Raw genomic sequence first — 18,748 nt, forward strand, 5'->3', positions numbered from 1 at the left:
TGATGGTCAGCGGGCGGTGCCGCTCAACCGGCGGTGCCGGTGAGCTCGTCCAACGCGGACGAGATGAGCTCTCCGATCTCCTCCACGTCCGGGACGGCCTGGCGATCCGAGGTGAACCCGCAGTACACGGTCCCGGCATAGCTGCTCATCGACACGGCCAACGCCTGCCCCTCGAGCAGGGCCGGGACGGGGTAGACCTCGACGAGTTCGCCATCGCCCCAGAACACCTTGCGCTGGGGACCGGGCGCGTTCGTGACGACCAGGTCGTAGCTCTCCGACGGCAACATGATCGCCGCCCGGGAGGCCAGCGCGTGCAGGGTGGGCGGAGCGAACCCGGACAGCCGCGCCAGGGACTTGGCCCCCACGGCCTCACGCGGATGACGCTGGGTGGCCGTCTCGCGGGCGATCTGCGCCAGACGCATACGGGGATTGGGCTCCCCGACCGGCATGCCGATGAGCGCCGAGGCGATCTCCGCCGAGGTGGCCTCGCTCTGGTTCTCCGACCCGTCGGCCTCCGAGGTCACCGCCATCGGCACGATCGCCCTGAGCGTGTCCGAGGTGGACAGGGGGTGGCCGCACGACAGAATCCAGGACCGCAGTGCCCCGCAGAGCACGGCGAGCACGACGTCATTCACCTTGCAGGAGTGCTCGCGCGCGATCTCCCGCGCCTGCGCGAGAGGGAAGGACGCCAACCCCACCCGGCTCCCGCGGGGACGGGTGGTGCGGAACATCTCCGCCAGACCGCCTGCGGGACGGAGCATCGACAGATTCGCCGCGCCGACCAGTCCGCGGGTGGCCCGCTCCAGCGCGTGAGCCAGGCGGGCCGAGCGGCGCACCAGCTCCAGGGGGTCGGTCGCGATGGTCATGAGCGCGTCCAGGACGAGGACCCCGTCCCCGGGCGCCGGCACCGGGGTCCACGTGGCGACCTCGTCGACATCCGCGGAGGCCCGCTCGTCCGTCACGAGCACCTGGGCGAGATCCACGGCGTGGGGACCGCCCAGCAGCGCATGGTGCGTCTTGGTGAGGATCGCCAACCGTCCATCCGGAAGCCCCTCGATGAGGTACAGCTCCCACAGCGGGCGATCCGCCTCCAGTGGCCTGTCGACGAGCCGCGCCACGAGGTCGGCCAGCTGCCGCATCCCGCCGGGAGCGGGGAGCGCCGACCGCCGGACGTGGAAACTGAGGTCGAAGTCCGGGTCGTCCACCCACACGGCCCTGGCCAGGGAGAAGGGGATATGCCGGATCCGTTGACGGTACCGGGGCGCGTCGGCCAGGCGGGCGTCGACGAACTCCATGACGCGGTCGATGTCCCACGGTTCGTCCCTGGCGACCAGCGCCAACGAGCACGAGTGCCTGCTCCGGGAACGCGCGGCGTCACCGAGGAGCAGATCCGCGTCCGCGGTGGCCAACCTGGTCGCCACGGTGTCAGACCACCTCGTCCAACCCGAGGAGTCCCCGGATCTCCACGGCCGCACGGTCGAACACCTGGTAGAACACGCCGATCATGCCGGTCCGCACGGCGCCGAGGACGTTCTCGATGGCGTCGTCGACCATCACGCACTCCCGCGGCTCGAGTTCGAGCCGGCGCGCCGCCTCCAGGAACGCCTCGGGCTCGGGCTTCTCCACCCCGGTCACACCGCTGAGCACCACGTGCTCGATCCCGAGATCGCGGGCGTCCTCCCGGACACGGTCCGCTCCCGGCCCCTCGGGTTCATTGCTCAGCACGGCGAGACGGACGTCATTCGCCCTCGCACCGGTCAGGATCGACCGCCAGTTCTCACGGTCCTCCTCCGTGCCGTCCAGCACCCCGAAGTAGTCGACTATCAGTCCACGCATGGGGACAGCCTAGGCAACACCCGGGCACGGTGCAGTAGGCGAGGTGGAACCGGGCGCTCGTTCCGGCGCGTCATGAGGGGTAGAGCACGCCAGACCACCCCGGGTCCGGCGCGGGAGGGAGCAGACCCCAGATGGCACCGACGCCCGTTTCGCCACCCACGACGGTGCGGCCTCACCGGTCGGCCGAAACCGATCGGGAGGCCGGCCGCGTCCGGCCCCTACCCTCCACCGAACCCGCGCCGGGAGTGCCGGGGGCCGCGGGGACGACGGATCGGGAGTGCGTCGTCACCCCGCCCGCCAGGCCGGTGCCGGCTCCGGAACGCGGCGTCCCGGTCCCCGCGCGGCGGGCCGCACACGCCCTGGTCGTCATGGCTCTGGAAGTCGTGGATCGCAGGCGGGCCCCGCACCACACCAGGGGCGCGTTCCCGCCCCATCTCGCAGAGATGCTGCGCACGCTCGCGCGTGACGGTGTGCCCGGACAGCACCTGGGACCAGCCAGGGTTCACCGGCTGCACATCCACGCCGCCGACCCCGGTCGGGCGGAGCCCGGCAGGTCGGAGCCCGGCAGGTCGGAAGGCCGCACGGCCGACCCCGGACGAGCGCCGGACGCGGAGGCGGTGGACTACGAGGTCTGCGCCACGTACGCCCGCGGGCCGCGACTGTTCGCCGTCGCGGCCCGCATTCGGGTCACCCCCACCGGTGCCGGCTGCGTGGCCCTCAGGTTGGTCTGAACCATCCCGCGGGCCGCGCGGGGGTGCCGGGTCAGTCCCGGCGGCCCCTCGTGGCGGCCTTGGCCGCCCTCTCGCGGCGCTCTGCGCGCTGCTGCCGCTCCTGAGACCGCCGCTCCGCCCGGTTCGCGGAGGCACCCTCGTCGACCAGCTCCGGGTCGCCACTCTCCGACGGGCCGGAGAACTGCATCTGGTCCGCACTCACATCCCGGCCGGTACCGGCGGCCCGGAGGATCGGGTTGGCGCCGGCGAGTGCCGCCGCCTGCGACGCGGAGGGACCGGCCATCGCCTTCTGCTGCTGGTTGGCCTCGACCTTGACGTTGAAGAGGAACGCCACCGTCTCTTCACGGACGCCGTCCATCATCACCGAGAACATGTCGTAGCCCTCGCGCTGGTACTCGACGAGCGGGTCACGCTGGGCCATCGCCCGGAGGCCGATGCCCTCCTTGAGGTAGTCCATCTCGTAGAGGTGCTCGCGCCACTTCCGGTCGAGGACCTGTAGCATGACCGACCGCTCGAGCTGACGCATGGCACCCTCCCCGCCGATGCCCTCGATCTCTGCCTCACGCTCGTCGTAGCGGGCGAAGACGTCGTCGAGGACGGCGTCCTTGAGGTTCTTGGCGGACAGGTCGCCGGACGACCCGTACTCGTCGCCGTCGATGATGTCCTGCGCCGCGATCGTCACCGGGTAGAGCTGGTGGAGCGCGTCCCACAGCTTGTCCAGGTCCCAGTCCTCGACGTACCCCTCGGCGGTGGCACCGTCGACGTAGGCGCTGACGACCTGGTAGATCATCGACTCGACCTGGTCGGTGATGTCCTCGCCCTCGAGGATCCGCTTGCGCTCACGGTAGATCACCGTGCGTTGCTGGTTCATCACCTCGTCGTACTTGAGGACGTCCTTGCGGATCTCGAAGTTCTGCGACTCGACCTGCGTCTGGGCGTTCTTCACGGCCCGCGAGACCATGCCGGCCTCGATCGGCACGTCGTCGGGCAGGCTCAGACGATTCATGATCGCCTCGACGGCAGCACCGTTGAAGCGCCTCATGAGCTCGTCACCCAGCGAGAGGTAGAAGCGTGACTCGCCCGGGTCGCCCTGACGTCCCGAGCGCCCGCGCAGCTGGTTGTCGATGCGCCGCGAGTCGTGCCGCTCGGTGCCGAGCACGTACAGGCCACCGGCTTGGCGGACCCGCTCCGCCTCCTCCTTGGTGAGCGTGCGCATCCGCTCGATCTCGGTGTCCCAGGCCTGCTCGTACTCCTCCGGGGTGGTGACCGGGTCGAGTCCGCGCTCGCGCAGGTTGAGGTCGGCGATGATGTCGGCGTTGCCGCCGAGGACGATGTCGGTGCCGCGGCCGGCCATGTTCGTGGCGACCGTGACCGCACCGGGCCGTCCGGCCTGCGCGATGATCTGCGCCTCCGAGGCGTGGAACTTGGCGTTGAGGACGTGGTGCTTGATGCCCTTGCGCGTGAGCAGCTTGGACAGGTGCTCACTGCGCTCGACCGAGGCGGTGCCCACGAGCACCGGCTGCTTCTTCTCGACCCGCTCGGCGATGTCCTCCACGACGGCGGCGAACTTCGCCTCCTCCGTCTTGTAGATGAGGTCCGCCTGGTCCTCGCGGGCCATCGGCCGGTTGGTCGGGATGGGCATGACCTCGAGCTTGTAGATCGAGTAGAGCTCGGCGGCCTCGGTCTCGGCCGTGCCCGTCATGCCCGCCAGCTTGTCGTACAGCCGGAAGTAGTTCTGCAGGGTGATGGTGGCCAGCGTCTGGTTCTCGGCCTTGATCTCGACCCGCTCCTTGGCCTCGATCGCCTGGTGCATGCCCTCGTTGTAGCGACGCCCGTCGAGGACTCGGCCGGTGAACTCGTCGACGATGATCACGTCGCCGTCGCGGACGATGTAGTCCTTGTCCTTGGTGAACAGCTCCTTGGCTTTGATGGAGTTGTTCAGGTAGCTCACCAGGGGCGAGTTCGCGGCCTCGTAGAGGTTGTCGATCCCCAGCTGGTCCTCGACGAACTCCACGCCCTGCTCGGTCACGCCGATGGTCCGCTTCTTGCGGTCGACCTCGTAGTGGGTCCCCTCCTCCAGCAACGGCGCGATGCGTGCGAACTCGCCGTACCACTTGCTGGAACCGTCGGCGGGTCCCGAGATGATGAGCGGGGTCCGCGCCTCGTCGATGAGGATCGAGTCGACCTCGTCCACGATCGCGTAGTTGTGGCCGCGCTGGACCAGGTCGGCGGTGTCGTGCGCCATGTTGTCGCGCAGGTAGTCGAAGCCGAACTCGTTGTTGGTGCCGTAGGTGATGTCGGCGTGGTAGGCCTCGCGGCGCTGCGCCGGGGTCATCCCGCCGAGGATCGCTCCCACCGACAGGCCGAGGAAGCGGTGGACACGACCCATCCATTCCGCGTCACGCTTGGCCAGGTAGTCGTTGACGGTGACCACGTGCACGCCGTTACCGGCCAGCGCGTTGAGGTAGGCCGGCAACACACAGGTCAGGGTCTTGCCCTCGCCGGTCTTCATCTCGGCGACCGACCCGGTGTGCAGCACGATGGCGCCGATGATCTGCACCTTGTAGGGCTTCTGACCGAGGACCCGGTGGGCCGCCTCGCGGGCCACCGCGAAGGCCTCCGGGAGGAGCTCGTCCAAGGTCTCCCCGTCGGCGACGCGACGCCTGAACTCGTCGGTCTTTGCCCGCAGTTCGTCGTCGCTCAGCTTCTCCGTCTCGTCGGCGAGTGTGTCCACGTAGTCGGCGAGAGCGGTGTACTTCTTGAGCTTTCGCCCCTCGCCGGCACGGAGCAGCTTGGAAAGAATCGACACAGTCTCGAACGTCCTCGTGGTCGGGGAAGTGGTCGTGGATACGGCGACCTGCGTGGCGACACGCGGGCCCGTCCTCATCCTAGGCGCTGTGGGCCGTCGTGACACCCCGAGGGCGGTCCGGTCAGGGGGGACCGGACCGCCCTCGGGGGTTACGGGACGGGGCCGTCAGCCCTCGTCGCTCAGGGTGATGAGCCCGTAGTCGAACGCGTGCCGGCGGTAGACGACGGTGGCGCGTCCGGTCTCGGTATCCCGGAAGAGATAGAAGTCGTGGCCCACCAGCTCCATCTTCTCGAGTGCCTCGTCGACCGACATCGGGGCGCCGTCGTGCTCCTTCTTCCGCACGATCTGTCCCGGCATCTGCTCGTCGACCCCGTCGTTGTACTCGGCGCCGTCGACCCCGTCCAGCATCTCGGCCGGGGCGGCGTCGGCCGTCAGCTCGGCGGTCGCCTCGGCGACGGACTGGGGGCGCCGGTGGCCGGAGTGGCTGATCTTGCGCCGCGTGCGGGCCTTGCGCATCTGACGCTCGAGCTTGGCGACCGCCGACTCGAGGGCCGCGTAGAAGGTGTCCTCGGCCGCCTCCGCGCGAGCGACGCCGGGCTTGCCCTTGAGGGTGATCTCGATGCGCTGGCTCACCTTGGACAGCCGCGGGTTGTTCTCGTGCAGCAGGATCACGTCGAACCGTTGGATGGCCGGCGAGATCTTCTCGATCTTCGCGAGCTTGGCGTTGATGCGGCTCGCGAAGTGTTCGGGGACCTCGACATTGCGGCCACGGATGGTGACCGGGGCCTCCGGCGTACCGGGGTCGTCTGTCGACGGACCGTCGAAGGTGGCGGGATCAAGCAGGACTGCGGGGGTCTTCGCCATCGAAGCTCCTCCTCATCGGGCCTGCGGCGGGCCGCTGCGGCCGATCCGGTAACCGCCCGGAATCCCGGCCGAAGGGGCCACCCACATGGCTGAGTGGATACTCTGCAGACGCTGTCCACCGGAGCCGCCAGGCGGCGAACGTGCTGGTGAACGCGTCCAAAACCCACCCTACCCCCTCGCGTGGGCGCGGACCCGCGGACCGCGAAGGTCGCGTCGACCCCTCCCCCGCGGGGAGTGGTCCGCCGTCAGGCTGCGGTCACGGCGAGCACACCCGTGACGCGCAACCCGCCCGCGTCCAGGACCGCGACGCACTGCGCGGCGGTGGCGCCCGTGGTGACCACGTCGTCGACGAGGAGCACGGTCGACGGTGTCCCCAACAGGGCGGGCACGGTCGCCGGCGCCCCCGGGGTCGACCGCAACCCGGTGCCCACCGGGCGGCGGCGGATCCGCCCCGAGAGATTGTCCGCGCGGGCCTGCGCGCCGAGCCCGGCCGCGTCCCGCACCCGTCCCCGGACCTCGAGGAGCGGGGCCACCACCACCGGCCCGCCCGGCACCGAGCCGGCGAGCTCGGCGGCGAGGACGTCCACGACGCCGCGGACGTGGTCGAACCCCCGTCGCCGCCGGGCCCGGGCCGACGCGGGGGCGGGCACCAGCACGGTGGGGCGGTCGCCCGCCTCCGCGATCTCCCCGTCTGCCCGGAGCACGTCGACGGCCGCGGCCAGTGCCGCTCCGAGTGGCCGTGCCAGGTCGGCCCGCCCGCGGTCCTTGTAGGCGGACACCGCCCGGGCGGCCGGGCCGGCGTGCCGGGACAGCGCCCAGACCGGTACCCGTAGCTCGGCGCGGGTCCGCACTCCCAGCGGGGCTCCCGCGAGTGTGGCGGCGCAGTCCGGGCACCACCGGTGACGGGGGCGGCCGCATCCGGCGCATTCCACGGGTACGACCAGGTCGGCGAGAGCCGCGGTCCAGGTCTCCCCGCCGCGCCACCGGGCCGGCGCACCCTCGTCCCCGGCGGTCACCGGCTCAGCCCGCCACCACCGGGTCCGCGCGGATGGCGGCCAGTCCGGCGATCTCCCGCCAGTACCTGTCACCGGTGTCGGCACCGGTGTCGAGTCGCAGCAGGGACCGCCGGTCCACCACGTAGATCTCGCGCCCGGCCGCCGCGACCGCGGTCACCGGCCCCGAGATGTTTCGCTGGGACAACGGCTCGGCGATCGCCCCGTCCACGGAGACGGTCGCGACGGGGGCCTCGGTGGTGTCGCGACCCACGACGATCGTGGACCGGTCCCGCCACGCCACGGCGGTGACGGTCTCCCCGAGTGCGCGGCCGACCTGGCGGAACGTGCCCGGCAGCGGTTGTCCGGTCTCGGCGGACAACGCGCCGATGAACACCTTGCCGTCGACGACCACGGCCAGTTGGGTTCCGGACTGGTCGATACGCAGGCCGGTCACCCTCGCCCCGAGGGCGAGCAGCGGCCCGGCGTCCATCTCCTGGACGGCGGGGGCGTTCTCGCCCATCCCGATACGGAGCAGTCGCGCGTCGTCGACCAGCACCCAGGCCCGCCCGGTCACCGGGTGGAACGTCGGGCCGGCCACCGTCCCGGCGGTGAGGGCCTCGGCGGGCGCGCCGTCGATCGGCCCCACCAGGACACGGCGCGGTCCGATCTCCCCCTCCCCGGTCACCACGGCGAGGTTGCGTCCGTCGTGGGAGATCACCGCGCTGGTGCCGCCGCGCACCTCCGACCAGGGCCCCGAGGCCGGTCGTGCGCCGCCGGCCTCGAGCCGCACCAACCCGTCCGCGGCGGTGAGGGCGTATCGCATGGGCTCCGCCGGCGGGTAGGGGTCGAAGTCACGGACGTCCTCGGTGGTCCACCCGGTCGCGTATCGCTCGTCGAGGGGGGCGCTGTCCCGCTCGAGGCGGTAGGGGCCGGGGACGTCGGCGCGGGCGAGGGTCCACACGACCTGCGCGGCGAACTGGGTGGTGGCCTGGCTGCTGAGGACCGGCAGCCCGGCGAAGTCGATGGTGGTGCCCGCGGCGTCGGCGCCGTCCTCGTCCTCGTCGGGGCGGACGGAGACGGAGGCGGGTACGCGGGACAGGACCGCGTCGGTGAGTCCGGGCCGGGGGCCGGTGGCGAGCAGATTGACGAGCGAGTACTCGACATCGGTGCGGTCGGCGGCCGTCCAGCGCGGGTCCGGGACGAGCGCGTCACCGGATCCGGAGAGGAAGAACAGGTCCCGTTGCGCGTAGGTCGACAAGAACTCGGCCTTCTCGATCACCACCCCGGGCGGCAGTTCGTCGATGCGCCACTGGCCGTCGGTGCGGGTCAGGCCGATGGTGACCTCGAGTTGGCCGACGTCCTCGCGGAAGATGCCGCCGGGGTCGAGGGTGCCGACCTTCTCCGCACGCAGCGTGTACTCGGCGCGGTCGGCCGACCGGCCGCCCTCGGCGCTGAGGTCGGCGCGCAGCACGATGATGGTCTCCGCGAGGTCGTCCCAGTTCTCGGCGGCGTCCGGGGTGAGGAACTGACGGGCGGCGGCGTGCCGCTGATCGGCGATCGCCGCGGCCTTGAGGAAGTCGCGGACCAGGAGGTCCGGTTCCTGGTCCGGTACCGGTGTGGGGACCGACAGTTCGCTGCCCTCCGGCGAGAAGGTGTCGATGACCTGGGGGGACGACGACGAGGGCAGCGTGGCGCACCCGGTCGCCGCAAGCCCGGTCGCGCAGGCCAGCGCCACCGACACGAGCAGGGACCGGGGCCGGGGCCGGGTCATGGCCGGCTCTCCCCTGCCCCGGGGACCCGCTCGAGGGGGGTCGGCGAGCCGGTACGCACGAGCCTGGCCTCGTCCTCGGGGGTGAGGGGCAGCGGGCTGGAGGTGAGGGTGCCGCCGCGGCGCCGCGGGATGGTCAAACGGAAGCAGGACCCCTCCCCCGGGCTGCCCCAGCAGTCCAGCCGGCCCCCGTGGAGCTTGGCGTCCTCGAGGGCGATCGCCAGGCCGAGCCCGGTGCCGCCGGAACGTCGCACCCGTGAGGGGTCGGCGCGCCAGAAGCGGTTGAACACCCGGGTCTCCTCCCCGGGTTTGAGCCCCACCCCGTGGTCGCGGACCGAGACGGCGAGGGCGGCGTCCGAACACCGCAGGGTGACCTTCACCGGCTTGGACTCACTGTGGTCGAGCGCGTTCGCCACGAGGTTGCGCAGGATCCGCTCGACGCGCCGCGAGTCGACCTCGGCCATGACCGGCTCGTCGGGCATGTCGACCTCGACCTCCACCCCGGCGGCCTCGGCGATGTGGGCCACGGTGCCGACCGAGTCCGCGACGGAGGTGCGCACGTCCATCTCGGCCGCCGCGAGCTCGGCCATGCCGGCGTCGTGGCGGGAGACCTCGAGCAGGTCGGTGAGCAGGCTCTCGAACCGGTCGAGTTCGGATTCGAGCAGCTCAACCGCGCGTTTGGCGGGGGCGTCCAGGTCGGCGGCGGAGTCGGAGATGATGTCCGCCGCCATCCGGACGGTGGTCAGCGGGGTGCGTAGCTCGTGGGAGACATCTGAGGTGAACCGCTTCTGCAGGTCACCGAACTCCTCGAGCTGGGTGATCTGGTCCGACAGGCTCTGCGCCATGTCGTTGAACGCCATGGCCAGGCGCGCGACGTCGTCCTCGCCGCGGATGACCATCCGTTCCTTGAGGTGGCCGTTGGCGAAGCGCTGGGCGATGGAGGCCGCCTGCCGCACGGGCAGGACGACCTGCCGGGCCACTATCCACGCGATCGCCGCGGACAGGACGATGATCGCCAGGCCCGCCGTGGCGACGATCCCCCGCATGATCCCGAGGGTCTGTTCCTCCGCGGTGAGCGGGTAGACGAGGTACAGCTCGAGTCCGGGGATGGAGGAGTCCGTCGGCGTGCCGAGCATGAGCGCCTTGGCCTGCTCGCCACGGAAGTCGACGGTGACGTACTGGGAGGCGATCCTGCCCCGCTGGACCAGGGACTGCAGCTCCGGTGGCACCTGCGCCCCGGAGGGGCTGACCACCTGGCCGCGGCCGGTCTGGTCCGGCACCACGAGGATCGGGTCGAAGGTGCCGGCGTGGACGGAGTCCCCGTCGGAGGCGAGCCCGCGGTCGCTGATGGCGCTCCGCGCCTGGTCGATCCGGGACTGCTCGCTCGTGCCCTCGTCGGTGGCGGCGATCTGCGCCTGCACCGTGAGGCGGAGCCTGCTGGCCTGCTCGATGGCCGCATCGAGTTTGGTCGACAGCAGCTGGGCGGCCATCTGGCTCTGCAACATGAACGCGATCGTGAGCATCACGCCCATCGACAGCGCCAGCGTGGAGGTGACGACCCGCAGCTGCAGCGACCGCCGCCACAGCCGCGCGATCCGACCGCCGATGGCGGCCGGGTCGAGTTCGGACAGTCGCTCCCGGAAGGTCGGTGACGAGTCGGTCACGTCCCGGATGTCGGGCTCGTCCCCGGTGGACGCCACCGCGTCGTCGGGACGAGCGGTGGTCACGAGACCGGACCGGCCTTGTAGCCGACGCCGCGCACGGTGAGGACGACCTCCGGGTTCTCGGGGTCCTTCTCGATCTTCGCCCGCAGGCGCTGGACGTGGACGTTGACCAGCCGGGTGTCGGCCGAGTGGCGGTAGCCCCACACGTGTTCGAGCAGGACCTCACGCGTGAACACCTGGCGGGGCTTGCGGGCCAGTTCCACCAGGAGGTCGAACTCGAGCGGGGTGAGCGGGATCGGCGTGCCCTCGCGGGTGACCGTGTGCGCGGGGACGTCGATCGTCACGTCGCCGATGTGCAGGACCTCGCTGGGCTCGTCCTCGCCGCGACGCAGGCGGGCCCGGATGCGGGCCACCAGCTCCTTCGGCTTGAAGGGCTTCATGATGTAGTCGTCCGCGCCGGACTCCAGGCCGAGCACCACGTCGACGGTGTCGGTCTTGGCCGTGAGCATGACGATCGGCACCCGGGACTCGGCGCGGATCTCGCGGCACACGTCGATCCCGCTCTTGCCCGGCAGCATGAGGTCCAGCAGAACCAGGTCGGGCTGCACCGCGCGGAACGTCTCGATGGCCCGGACTCCGTCGCCGACGATCTCGGTCTCGAACCCCTCGCCCCGCAGGACGATGGTGAGCATCTCTGCCAGTGCGGCGTCGTCGTCGACGACGAGGATCTTCGGGGTCATGGTCACCACTTGTGTCGGCGTGTCGTGTAGGCGTCGTCAGGCTCACCACCCGTGGGCACGCACCGCGGGTCGTGTTCCTGCCCTCTCAGACCTTACCCGGCCGACCCGACGGACCGGGGTGCGGCGCGGCGGCCGGAGGGGGGACGACGACGAGGTCGGCCAACTCCCGCACGTGGGGGTCCGCCCCGATCACGCGCCAGGGCGAACGCCACCCTGCGGCGGCGAGCCGACGGTAGACCCGCCCGGTCGCCGCTTGCAGCTCCGCGTCGCGTTCGTAGCGGTCGCGGACGCGCGCCGGATCGGCGGCCTCCCGGGAGCCCGCGCGCCGTGCCGCCAGCTCCACCGGGGTGTCGAGCAGGATCTGCAGGTCGGGGACGGGCAGCCCGAGCCGGTCGAACTCGAGGGTGCCGATCCACTCGACCACCTCGGACTCGCGGTCCGGACCGAGCCGGGCGGCGGTGTACGCGGCGTTGGAGGCCACGTACCGGTCGAGCAGCACCACGTCGTGGGTGGACCCCAGCTGCGCGAGCTCGCCCAGCGCGGCGTGCCGGTCCATCGCGAACAGCAGTGCCATCGCGTGGGGCGAGTCCGCGGTGCCGGCCTGGCCACCGTGCAGTGCGTCGGCGGCCAGGTCGGCGTGCAGGGTGCCGTACCGGGGGAAGGCCAGGCGGCCGACCGAGAGACCGCGGGAGGCGAGCTCGGCGACGAGCGCCGTCGTCAGCGTGTTCTTCCCCGCGCCGTCGAGACCCTCGAGGACCACCAGCCGTGCGACCATCCCCGGCGTCGCTCAGTAGCGGTAGTGGTCGGGCTTGAAGGGGCCCTCGACGTCCACGCCGATGTACTCGGCCTGGTCCTTGGCCAGCGTGGTCAGGGAGCCTCCGAGCGCCTCCACGTGCAGGCGGGCGACCTTCTCGTCGAGGATTTTGGGCAGCAGGTGCACCCCGATCGGGTACTGGTCGGCCTTGGTGAACAGCTCGATCTGGGCGATGACCTGGTCGGAGAAGCTGTTCGACATCACGAACGACGGGTGCCCGGTGGCGTTGCCCAGGTTGAGCAGGCGCCCCTCGGACAGCACGATGATCGAGCGGCCGTCGTCGTCGAAGACGAACTCGTCGACCTGCGGCTTGATGTTGATGCGGGTGACGCCCTCGGCGGATTCGAGCCCGGCCATGTCGATCTCGTTGTCGAAGTGGCCGATGTTGCCCAGGATGGCCTTGTTCTTCATCCGCGTCATGTGCTCGAAGGTGATGATGTCCTTGTTGCCCGTGGCGGTGATGATGATGTCCGCATCGGCGATGGCCTCGTCCACGGTGACCACGTCGAAGCCGTCCATCAGCGCCTGCAGCGCGTTGATCGGGTCGATCTCGGTGACCTGCACGCGCGCGCCCTGCCCGGCCAGCGCCTCCGCGCAGCCCTTGCCCACGTCGCCGTAACCGCACACCAGGGCCTTCTTGCCGCCGATGAGGGCATCGGTGCCGCGGTTGATGCCGTCCAGCAGCGAGTGACGGGTGCCGTACTTGTTGTCGAACTTGCTCTTGGTGACCGCGTCGTTGACGTTCATCGCCGGGAACGGCAGCACGCCCTCGTTGTGGAAGTGGTACAGGCGGTGCACGCCGGTGGTGGTCTCCTCGGTCACGCCCTGGACCGACTCGGCGATCGCCGTGTACTTGCCCGGGTTGGCCGGAACGGACTCACGCAGCAGCGCGTGGAAGACCTTCTCCTCGGCCGACCAGGCCGAGTCGTCCGAGGGCACGGCGCCGGCCTGCTCGAACTCCTTGCCCTTGATCACGAGCATCGTGGCGTCGCCACCGTCGTCGAGGATCATGTTCGGCTCGGTCTCCGGCCAGGTCATGATCTGCTCGGTGCACCACCAGTACTCGGTGAGGGTCTCGCCCTTCCACGCGAACACCGGCACGCCGCGGGGCGCCTCCGGGGTCCCCTCCGGGCCCACCACGACCGCCGCGGCCGCCTCGTCCTGCGTGGAGAAGATGTTGCACGAGGCCCACCGGACCTCCGCGCCCAGCGCGGTCAGCGTCTCGATCAGCACCGCGGTCTGCACCGTCATGTGGATCGACCCCGCGATCCGGGCGCCGGCCAGCGGCTGCTCGGCCGCGTACTCCTCGCGCAGCGCCATCAGACCCGGCATCTCGTGCTCGGCCAGACGGATCTGCTTGCGGCCCGCCTCCGCCAGCGACAGATCCGCCACCTTGAACTCGACACCGTTGACGGACTGAACCTGCAGATCAGCGGACATGTTCCTCGACCAGCTCCTCGTTGACTCGCGAAAGACTTCCGCCCCACACTAGCGGGACGGCCCGCCGGGGTGTCGGCCCCGTCACCCGCCGGCGACGCGGGTCCGGAACACGGTGGCCCCGGCGGTACTGCGCAGACACACCCGGGAGGTCGAGGCCGGTACCCACACGGCCCGCCCGGGCGCGAGGGCCTCGCTCGTCCCGTCGGAGTCCACGACCGCCTCGCCGGAGGTGCACAGCAGCACCTCGGGGCCCTCCGGTCGCCAGGCGGCCGGGTCGCCGTCGGCCGGCACGTCGATGCGCGACAACGCGAAATCGGGTTCGGGCGTGGGGTAGTCGACCTCGCCGGGGATGTCGCGGTCGGCCTCGACCGCCCGGACGGTGGGGTCTGCGAGCGGGCTGAACTCGAGCACCCGCATCAGTTCGGGGACGTCGACGTGCTTGGGGGTCAGGCCGCCGCGCAGGACGTTGTCCGAGTTGGCCATGACCTCCACACCGACGCCCCGTAGGTAGGCGTGGAGTTGCCCGGGCCCCAGGTAGACGGCCTCGCCCGGCTGGAGGACGACCCGGTTGAGCAGCAGCGCACCCAGGACCCCCGGATCGGTCGGGTACCGCTCGGCGAGTTCGGTGATCGTCGCGGCCACCGGGGACCACGGCCCCTCGACCCCGTGGTCGGTGAGGTAGGACACCGCACAGGTCACCAGGTCGGGCACGACGCCGGCCAGTACGACGTGCGGCATCGTGACGAAGGTGGTGAAGACCGCGCGCAGACCCTCGGCGTCGGGCTGCCCGGCGAGCATGTCCCGGTAGGGCTTCAGGGACGCGACGCCCAGCGCGTCGAGCAGTGCCACCGTGCGCTCCACCGGGCGGAAGCCCACGAGGGCGTGGAACTCGGTGAGCGCGACGAGGATCTCGGGCTTGTGGTTGACGTCGCGGTAGTTGCGGTCCGGCGCGTCGACGGCGATCCCGCGCGCGTCCTCCGCCGCGAAACCCTCACGCGCCTTCTCCGGGGACGGATGGGCCTGGAGCGACAGTGCCTGTTCGGCGGAGAGCAGCTTGACCAGGAAGGGCAGTCCCCCGCCGTGCTCGGCCAGCACCCGCGGGCCCAGCTCGCGCTCGGGGTCGGCGGCGATCCGTGCGTCGAGGCCGCGACCGTCCGAGCACCGCGAGGAGCCGGAGTCGTGCGCGCCGAACCAGTGCTCGGCGACGGGGTGGGGCGCCGGCGAGGTGATCCCGCACAGCTCGGGAAGCGCGGTCCGGGAGCCCCAGGCGTAGGCCTGGACCACCGGTTCGAGTGCGACCACGGACCTACAGACCTCCGACGAGTAGGTAGGCGGCGGCCAGTTCCGTGCGGGCCATGAGCGCTGCCACCTTTCCGCTCAACGGGGCCGGGGCGTCGCCGGCCGTGTCCCGACCGCGATCGGTGATCCACTCGACATCCGCGAGCGGGCCCGCGGCCAGCCGGACGATCTCCTCGTCCGCGCCCAACACCATACCGACGTACCTGACGGGCAGATCGTCGCGTGGTCCGTCCAACTCCTCGTCGTGGAACAGGCTCGCCAGCGGATCCGTCGGCGGACGACCCTGGGCCCGTTCGGCGTGCGCACGCACCGCGTCGGGGACCGAGGACGCGGCCGTGACCCTGCCGGCGTCGCAGAACGCGGCGACCGCGCGGTCACAGTAGGCCGCGGACACCGGGTCCGAGTGGATCCACACGAGAGGATCACGGCCCGCCACCGATGTCGCGAGCAGCTTCGCCGGGTTGACCGGGGTGGCCAGTTCCGGGCCGAGCCCCTCGAGTTCGATGTCGACGGCGTCGGCCGCAGCGGCCACGTCCAGGCCCCGGGCGCCCAGCGCGGCGAGCACGGCCATCCCGGCCGCCAGGTGGCGCAGCACACCACGGTGGGGCGGCACGTAGGGGAGCGGTTCGAGCCACGTGGCCCGGCCGCGGCCGGACTCGGCGACCGGGCCCTCCCGGGGTACGTCCACGATGACGGTCGCGCCGCGGCCGGCGGCGGAGTCGATCGCGGTCACCAGTCGAGGGTCGCCGGCGTCGTCCCCGGAGACGAGGACCACGTCGAGAGCGCCGACCCACGCGGGCAGGGTGCGCGCGAGCACCAGCGGGGGGACGGCGGGGCCGCCGCCGATCTCCGCCAGTGCGGCCACCACGCCGGCCGCGTGGCGCGCACGGTCCGACCGCCCGGACACCCAGACCACCGCCCTCGGACGGAATCGCTCGAGGGAGTCGAGCGCGCCACCGCCCGCGGCGGTGGCCACGGTGCGCAACTGGGCTCCCGCCATCGACGCGTGGAGCAGCGCACCCGTGGCGTCGGCGGCGCGCAGCGCCCCGGGGTCGTCGAGGTCTACCCGACCGGCCCCGGTGTCGCTGGTCAGGTCAGGCACGGACGATCGCGAGGACCTCGTCGACCACGGCGGCGACGTCCTCCCTGGTAGGCGCCTCGGCGTTGAGACGCAGCAGCGGCTCGGTGTTCGAGGCGCGGAGGTTGAACCACGATCCGTCGCCGAGGTCCACCGTCACGCCGTCCAGCCGGTCGATGGACTCGGCCCGCTTCGAGAACGCGGAGACGACCTCCTCCATCCGTTCGGTCTGGGCCTCGGCGGAGTCGAGAGTGGAGTTGATCTCGCCGGAGGCGGCATACCGGGTGTACTCGGCCATGAGCGCCGACAGTGTCCCGTCCTGCCCACCCAGGGCCGCCAGGACGTGCATCGCGGCGAGCATGCCCGAGTCGGCGCCCCAGAAGTCCCGGAAGTAGTAGTGCGCCGAGTGCTCCCCACCGAAGACGGCGCCGGTGTCGGCCATCTGCGCCTTGATGAAGCTGTGCCCGACCCGGGTACGGACGGCGACGCCGCCCTTCTCCTCGACGAGCTCGGGGACGGCCCGGGAGGTGATGAGGTTGTAGATGATCGAGGCGCCCGGGTCCTTGGCCAGCTCACGCTCGGCGACGAGGGCGGTGATGGCCGACGGCGCGACCGGCTCGCCGCGCTCGTCCACCACGAAGCACCGGTCGGCGTCGCCGTCGAACGCCAGGCCGATGTCGGCCCCGCTCTCCCTGACGAGGGCCTGCAGGTCGACGATGTTGGCCGGTTCCAGCGGGTTCGCCTCGTGGTTGGGGAAATTGCCGTCCAGCTCGAAGTACAGCGGCACGATCTCGAGCGGCAACCCGCCCAGGACGGCAGGCACGGTGTGGCCACCCATCCCGTTGCCGGCGTCCACCGCCACCGTGAGCGGGCGGATGCCCGACAGGTCGACCAGTCCGCGCAGGTACTCGCCGTAGCCGTCCAGAACGTCCCGTTCGGTGACGGTGCCGGCCTCGCCGTCGTGGGCGGGGACCCCCTCGATGACCTCGTCGGCGATGGTCCGCAGGCCGGACTCCTGCCCGACCGGCTTGGCGCCGGGGCGGCACAGTTTGATGCCGTTGTAGGCGGCGGGGTTGTGGCTGGCGGTGAACATGGCACCGGGGCAGTCGAGTGAACCGGAGGCGAAGTAGAGCTGGTCGGTCGAGGCCAGGCCGATGGTCACCACGTCCAGTCCCTGGGCGGTCACCCCGTCGGCGAAGGCGGCGGACAGGCCCGGGGACGAGTCCCGCATGTCGTGGCCGATCACCACGGTGCGGGCACCCTCCGAACGCATGAGGCGGGCGAACGACGCCCCGACCTCGCGGACGAAGTCCTCATCGATCTGTTCGCCGACGACACCACGGACGTCGTACGCCTTGATGACTGCTCGGACGGACTCGGCGCTACGTGCCACGTGTTGCTCCAGGGGTGTGAGACGGGTCGGTCGGTGTTCTGCCTGACCCTACCCGCGCCGTACTGGCGGCGGACCGACCTCGCGGGCCGCGGCTCAGCGGGGGGCGGGGCCCGGCTCCGGTCGGCCGTCACCGGACCCGCCGGCCCCGGCGTCGGGCGCGGTGGCCATGTCCGGCACGACCCGCAGGTGGGGACGTCCGGTCGCGCCGGAGGGGCCGGTGGCGGGGCCGGACCCGGCCTCCGTGCGGCTCCGTGCGTCGTCGAGGACCGGCCCGGGATCGGAGACACCGAGACGACGCAGGCGATCGGCGTCGACCAGTGCGGCGCCGGTCCTGCGCCCGCCGACCGGGCCGCCGGTGACCGCGTCGAGCAACGCCGTGAGGTCCGAGTCCTCGGCCGAGGTGTCGATGTCCGGGTGGCGCACCAGGTCCCAGCCCCGGGGGGCGGTGATGCGCAGTGCGTGGGCCGCGCAGAGATCCCAGGCGTGCGGCTCGCGGACCGCGGGCAGCGGGCCGATGACGGCCGTGGAGTCGGCGTAGACGTAGGTGAGCGTGGCGACCGCGCGGTTGGGACATCCCGGACGGCAGCAACGACGGTTCTCACTCACGAGGCCCCAGGGTAGTCCCGCACCCGGGGCGGAGGGGCCGCGACCCGCCCACGCCGGTTCGACGCACCCGCCACGAGCGGGGTTATCCTCGCGCCATGACCCCGACCGCCCCGGTACCCGGACGACCGCCCACCGGCACCGCGATCCCCGGTGCCGGCCAGAGCGACGTGTGCGCCGGCAGCCGGATCTCGGTCCGAGATTTCCCGGGGGACCCGGGGCGTCGCGGCCCGCGTGTGGTCACCTCCCGGCGGGCGGACCGACGCGGGCACGGCCCCCGCGGCCCGATCCTGCCCCCGGAGGTGCCGAGGTGGCGCAGCCGGTCGGCCGAGTTCGACGCCGCCGCGCTCGAGGCGTTCGCGGAGATCGACCAGCACTGGCACTCCCGACTGGTGCATCTGGACCTCGCGGTCGACATGGTGCCCCGCATGCGACTGCGTCCCGGCGAGACGTGGCCCGAGGAGGTCGTGGCCGACGGCGACGTCCCGCTCGCCCGCCTGGTGCCAGCGGGCGTCGACCGCTCGGGGCAGCCGACCCGGGCGCGGCTGGTGTTGTTCCGCAAGCCCCTGTCCCGGCGCGCCCCGGACAGCGATGACCTGCGGGACCTCATCTACTCCGTGCTGGTCGAACTGGTCTCCCAGCACCTGGAACTCTCCCCCGACGAGGTCGAGGCCGGCCCCGACGAGAACTGACCGCCCGGTACGGGGCGGTCAG

The 18,748-nt window shown here is 71.8% G+C and carries 16 protein-coding genes; 2 read left to right on the top strand and 14 right to left on the bottom strand.

From position 1 onward, the window contains the following. Positions 1-23 precede the first annotated feature (23 nt). Both Q2K20_RS11705 and Q2K20_RS11710 read right to left on the bottom strand, forming a co-directional pair. Complete coding sequence (locus Q2K20_RS11705; RefSeq protein ID WP_067712299.1) at positions 24-1,421, bottom strand: wax ester/triacylglycerol synthase family O-acyltransferase; 1,398 nt, start codon at positions 1,419-1,421, stop codon at positions 24-26. Positions 1,422-1,425: 4 nt separating this feature from the next. Then, on the bottom strand, positions 1,426-1,836 hold the full coding sequence (locus Q2K20_RS11710) for an HAD family hydrolase (protein ID WP_067712297.1): 411 nt from the start codon (positions 1,834-1,836) through the stop codon (positions 1,426-1,428). 368 nt (positions 1,837-2,204) lie between these two features. On the opposite strand from Q2K20_RS11710, the gene Q2K20_RS11715 reads away from it, so the two are divergent. Beyond that, positions 2,205-2,567 (top strand): hypothetical protein, encoded by a 363-nt coding sequence (locus tag Q2K20_RS11715; RefSeq protein WP_244200891.1) that lies wholly within the window; start codon positions 2,205-2,207, stop codon positions 2,565-2,567. A gap of 31 nt (positions 2,568-2,598) precedes the next feature. On the opposite strand, the gene secA is transcribed toward Q2K20_RS11715, so the two are convergent. The 12 genes from secA to Q2K20_RS11775 all read right to left on the bottom strand — a co-directional run bounded on the left by secA (position 2,599) and on the right by Q2K20_RS11775 (position 18,037). Continuing rightward, positions 2,599-5,376, bottom strand: coding sequence for a preprotein translocase subunit SecA (secA, locus tag Q2K20_RS11720; RefSeq protein ID WP_067712293.1), 2,778 nt, complete (start codon positions 5,374-5,376; stop codon positions 2,599-2,601). A 165-nt stretch (positions 5,377-5,541) separates the two neighbouring features. Then, entirely contained in the window at positions 5,542-6,240 is a 699-nt protein-coding gene (gene hpf, locus Q2K20_RS11725; RefSeq protein WP_067712290.1) for a ribosome hibernation-promoting factor, HPF/YfiA family, read from the bottom strand. Between the two features lie 245 nt (positions 6,241-6,485). Continuing rightward, on the bottom strand, positions 6,486-7,256 hold the full coding sequence (locus Q2K20_RS11730) for a ComF family protein (protein ID WP_269502212.1): 771 nt from the start codon (positions 7,254-7,256) through the stop codon (positions 6,486-6,488). A gap of 4 nt (positions 7,257-7,260) precedes the next feature. Next, positions 7,261-9,006: an LpqB family beta-propeller domain-containing protein gene (locus Q2K20_RS11735; protein ID WP_159148544.1), complete on the bottom strand. Its 1,746-nt coding sequence runs from the start codon at positions 9,004-9,006 to the stop codon at positions 7,261-7,263. Further along, entirely contained in the window at positions 9,003-10,730 is a 1,728-nt protein-coding gene (mtrB, locus tag Q2K20_RS11740) for an MtrAB system histidine kinase MtrB (protein ID WP_317176808.1), read from the bottom strand. The genes Q2K20_RS11735 and mtrB overlap by 4 nt, the downstream gene beginning before the upstream one ends. Next, positions 10,727-11,407, bottom strand: a complete 681-nt coding sequence (gene mtrA, locus Q2K20_RS11745; protein WP_069388702.1) for an MtrAB system response regulator MtrA — start codon at positions 11,405-11,407, stop codon at positions 10,727-10,729. Before mtrA ends, mtrB begins: the two co-directional genes overlap by 4 nt. 85 nt (positions 11,408-11,492) lie before the next feature. Then, a complete protein-coding gene (locus Q2K20_RS11750; protein WP_096905883.1) occupies positions 11,493-12,182 on the bottom strand; it encodes a dTMP kinase in 690 nt (229 codons plus the stop codon). Positions 12,183-12,194: 12 nt separating this feature from the next. Continuing rightward, a complete protein-coding gene (gene ahcY / locus Q2K20_RS11755; RefSeq protein WP_069388700.1) occupies positions 12,195-13,661 on the bottom strand; it encodes an adenosylhomocysteinase in 1,467 nt (488 codons plus the stop codon). An 81-nt stretch (positions 13,662-13,742) separates the two neighbouring features. Beyond that, positions 13,743-14,963, bottom strand: a complete 1,221-nt coding sequence (gene manA / locus Q2K20_RS11760; protein WP_067712274.1) for a mannose-6-phosphate isomerase, class I — start codon at positions 14,961-14,963, stop codon at positions 13,743-13,745. A gap of 4 nt (positions 14,964-14,967) precedes the next feature. Continuing rightward, positions 14,968-16,062: a hypothetical protein gene (locus Q2K20_RS11765; protein WP_096905885.1), complete on the bottom strand. Its 1,095-nt coding sequence runs from the start codon at positions 16,060-16,062 to the stop codon at positions 14,968-14,970. Further along, positions 16,055-17,431 (bottom strand): phosphomannomutase/phosphoglucomutase, encoded by a 1,377-nt coding sequence (locus tag Q2K20_RS11770; protein WP_067712269.1) that lies wholly within the window; start codon positions 17,429-17,431, stop codon positions 16,055-16,057. Before Q2K20_RS11770 ends, Q2K20_RS11765 begins: the two co-directional genes overlap by 8 nt. Positions 17,432-17,524: 93 nt before the next feature. Further along, on the bottom strand, positions 17,525-18,037 hold the full coding sequence (locus Q2K20_RS11775) for a DUF3499 domain-containing protein (RefSeq protein WP_067712267.1): 513 nt from the start codon (positions 18,035-18,037) through the stop codon (positions 17,525-17,527). A gap of 167 nt (positions 18,038-18,204) precedes the next feature. Between Q2K20_RS11775 and Q2K20_RS11780 the strand changes: the two genes are divergently transcribed. Continuing rightward, on the top strand, positions 18,205-18,726 hold the full coding sequence (locus Q2K20_RS11780; protein WP_307872458.1) for a metallopeptidase family protein: 522 nt from the start codon (positions 18,205-18,207) through the stop codon (positions 18,724-18,726). Positions 18,727-18,748 lie beyond the last annotated feature (22 nt).

The sequence above is a fragment of the Dietzia sp. IN118 genome, assembly GCF_032905965.1.
GTDB classification, from domain to species: Bacteria; Actinomycetota; Actinomycetes; order Mycobacteriales; family Mycobacteriaceae; genus Dietzia; species Dietzia kunjamensis.

What these genes read in the sequence shown, in the direction of transcription:
- mtrA (WP_069388702.1), bottom strand. Translation starts at nt 11,407, where the DNA reads ATGACCCCGAAGATCCTCGTCGTCGACGACGACGCCGCACTGGCAGAG.
- Q2K20_RS11735 (WP_159148544.1), bottom strand. Translation starts at nt 9,006, where the DNA reads ATGACCCGGCCCCGGCCCCGGTCCCTGCTCGTGTCGGTGGCGCTGGCC.
- Q2K20_RS11715 (WP_244200891.1), top strand. Translation starts at nt 2,205, where the DNA reads ATGGCTCTGGAAGTCGTGGATCGCAGGCGGGCCCCGCACCACACCAGG.
- Q2K20_RS11750 (WP_096905883.1), bottom strand. Translation starts at nt 12,182, where the DNA reads ATGGTCGCACGGCTGGTGGTCCTCGAGGGTCTCGACGGCGCGGGGAAG.
- hpf (WP_067712290.1), bottom strand. Translation starts at nt 6,240, where the DNA reads ATGGCGAAGACCCCCGCAGTCCTGCTTGATCCCGCCACCTTCGACGGT.
- Q2K20_RS11710 (WP_067712297.1), bottom strand. Translation starts at nt 1,836, where the DNA reads ATGCGTGGACTGATAGTCGACTACTTCGGGGTGCTGGACGGCACGGAG.
- ahcY (WP_069388700.1), bottom strand. Translation starts at nt 13,661, where the DNA reads ATGTCCGCTGATCTGCAGGTTCAGTCCGTCAACGGTGTCGAGTTCAAG.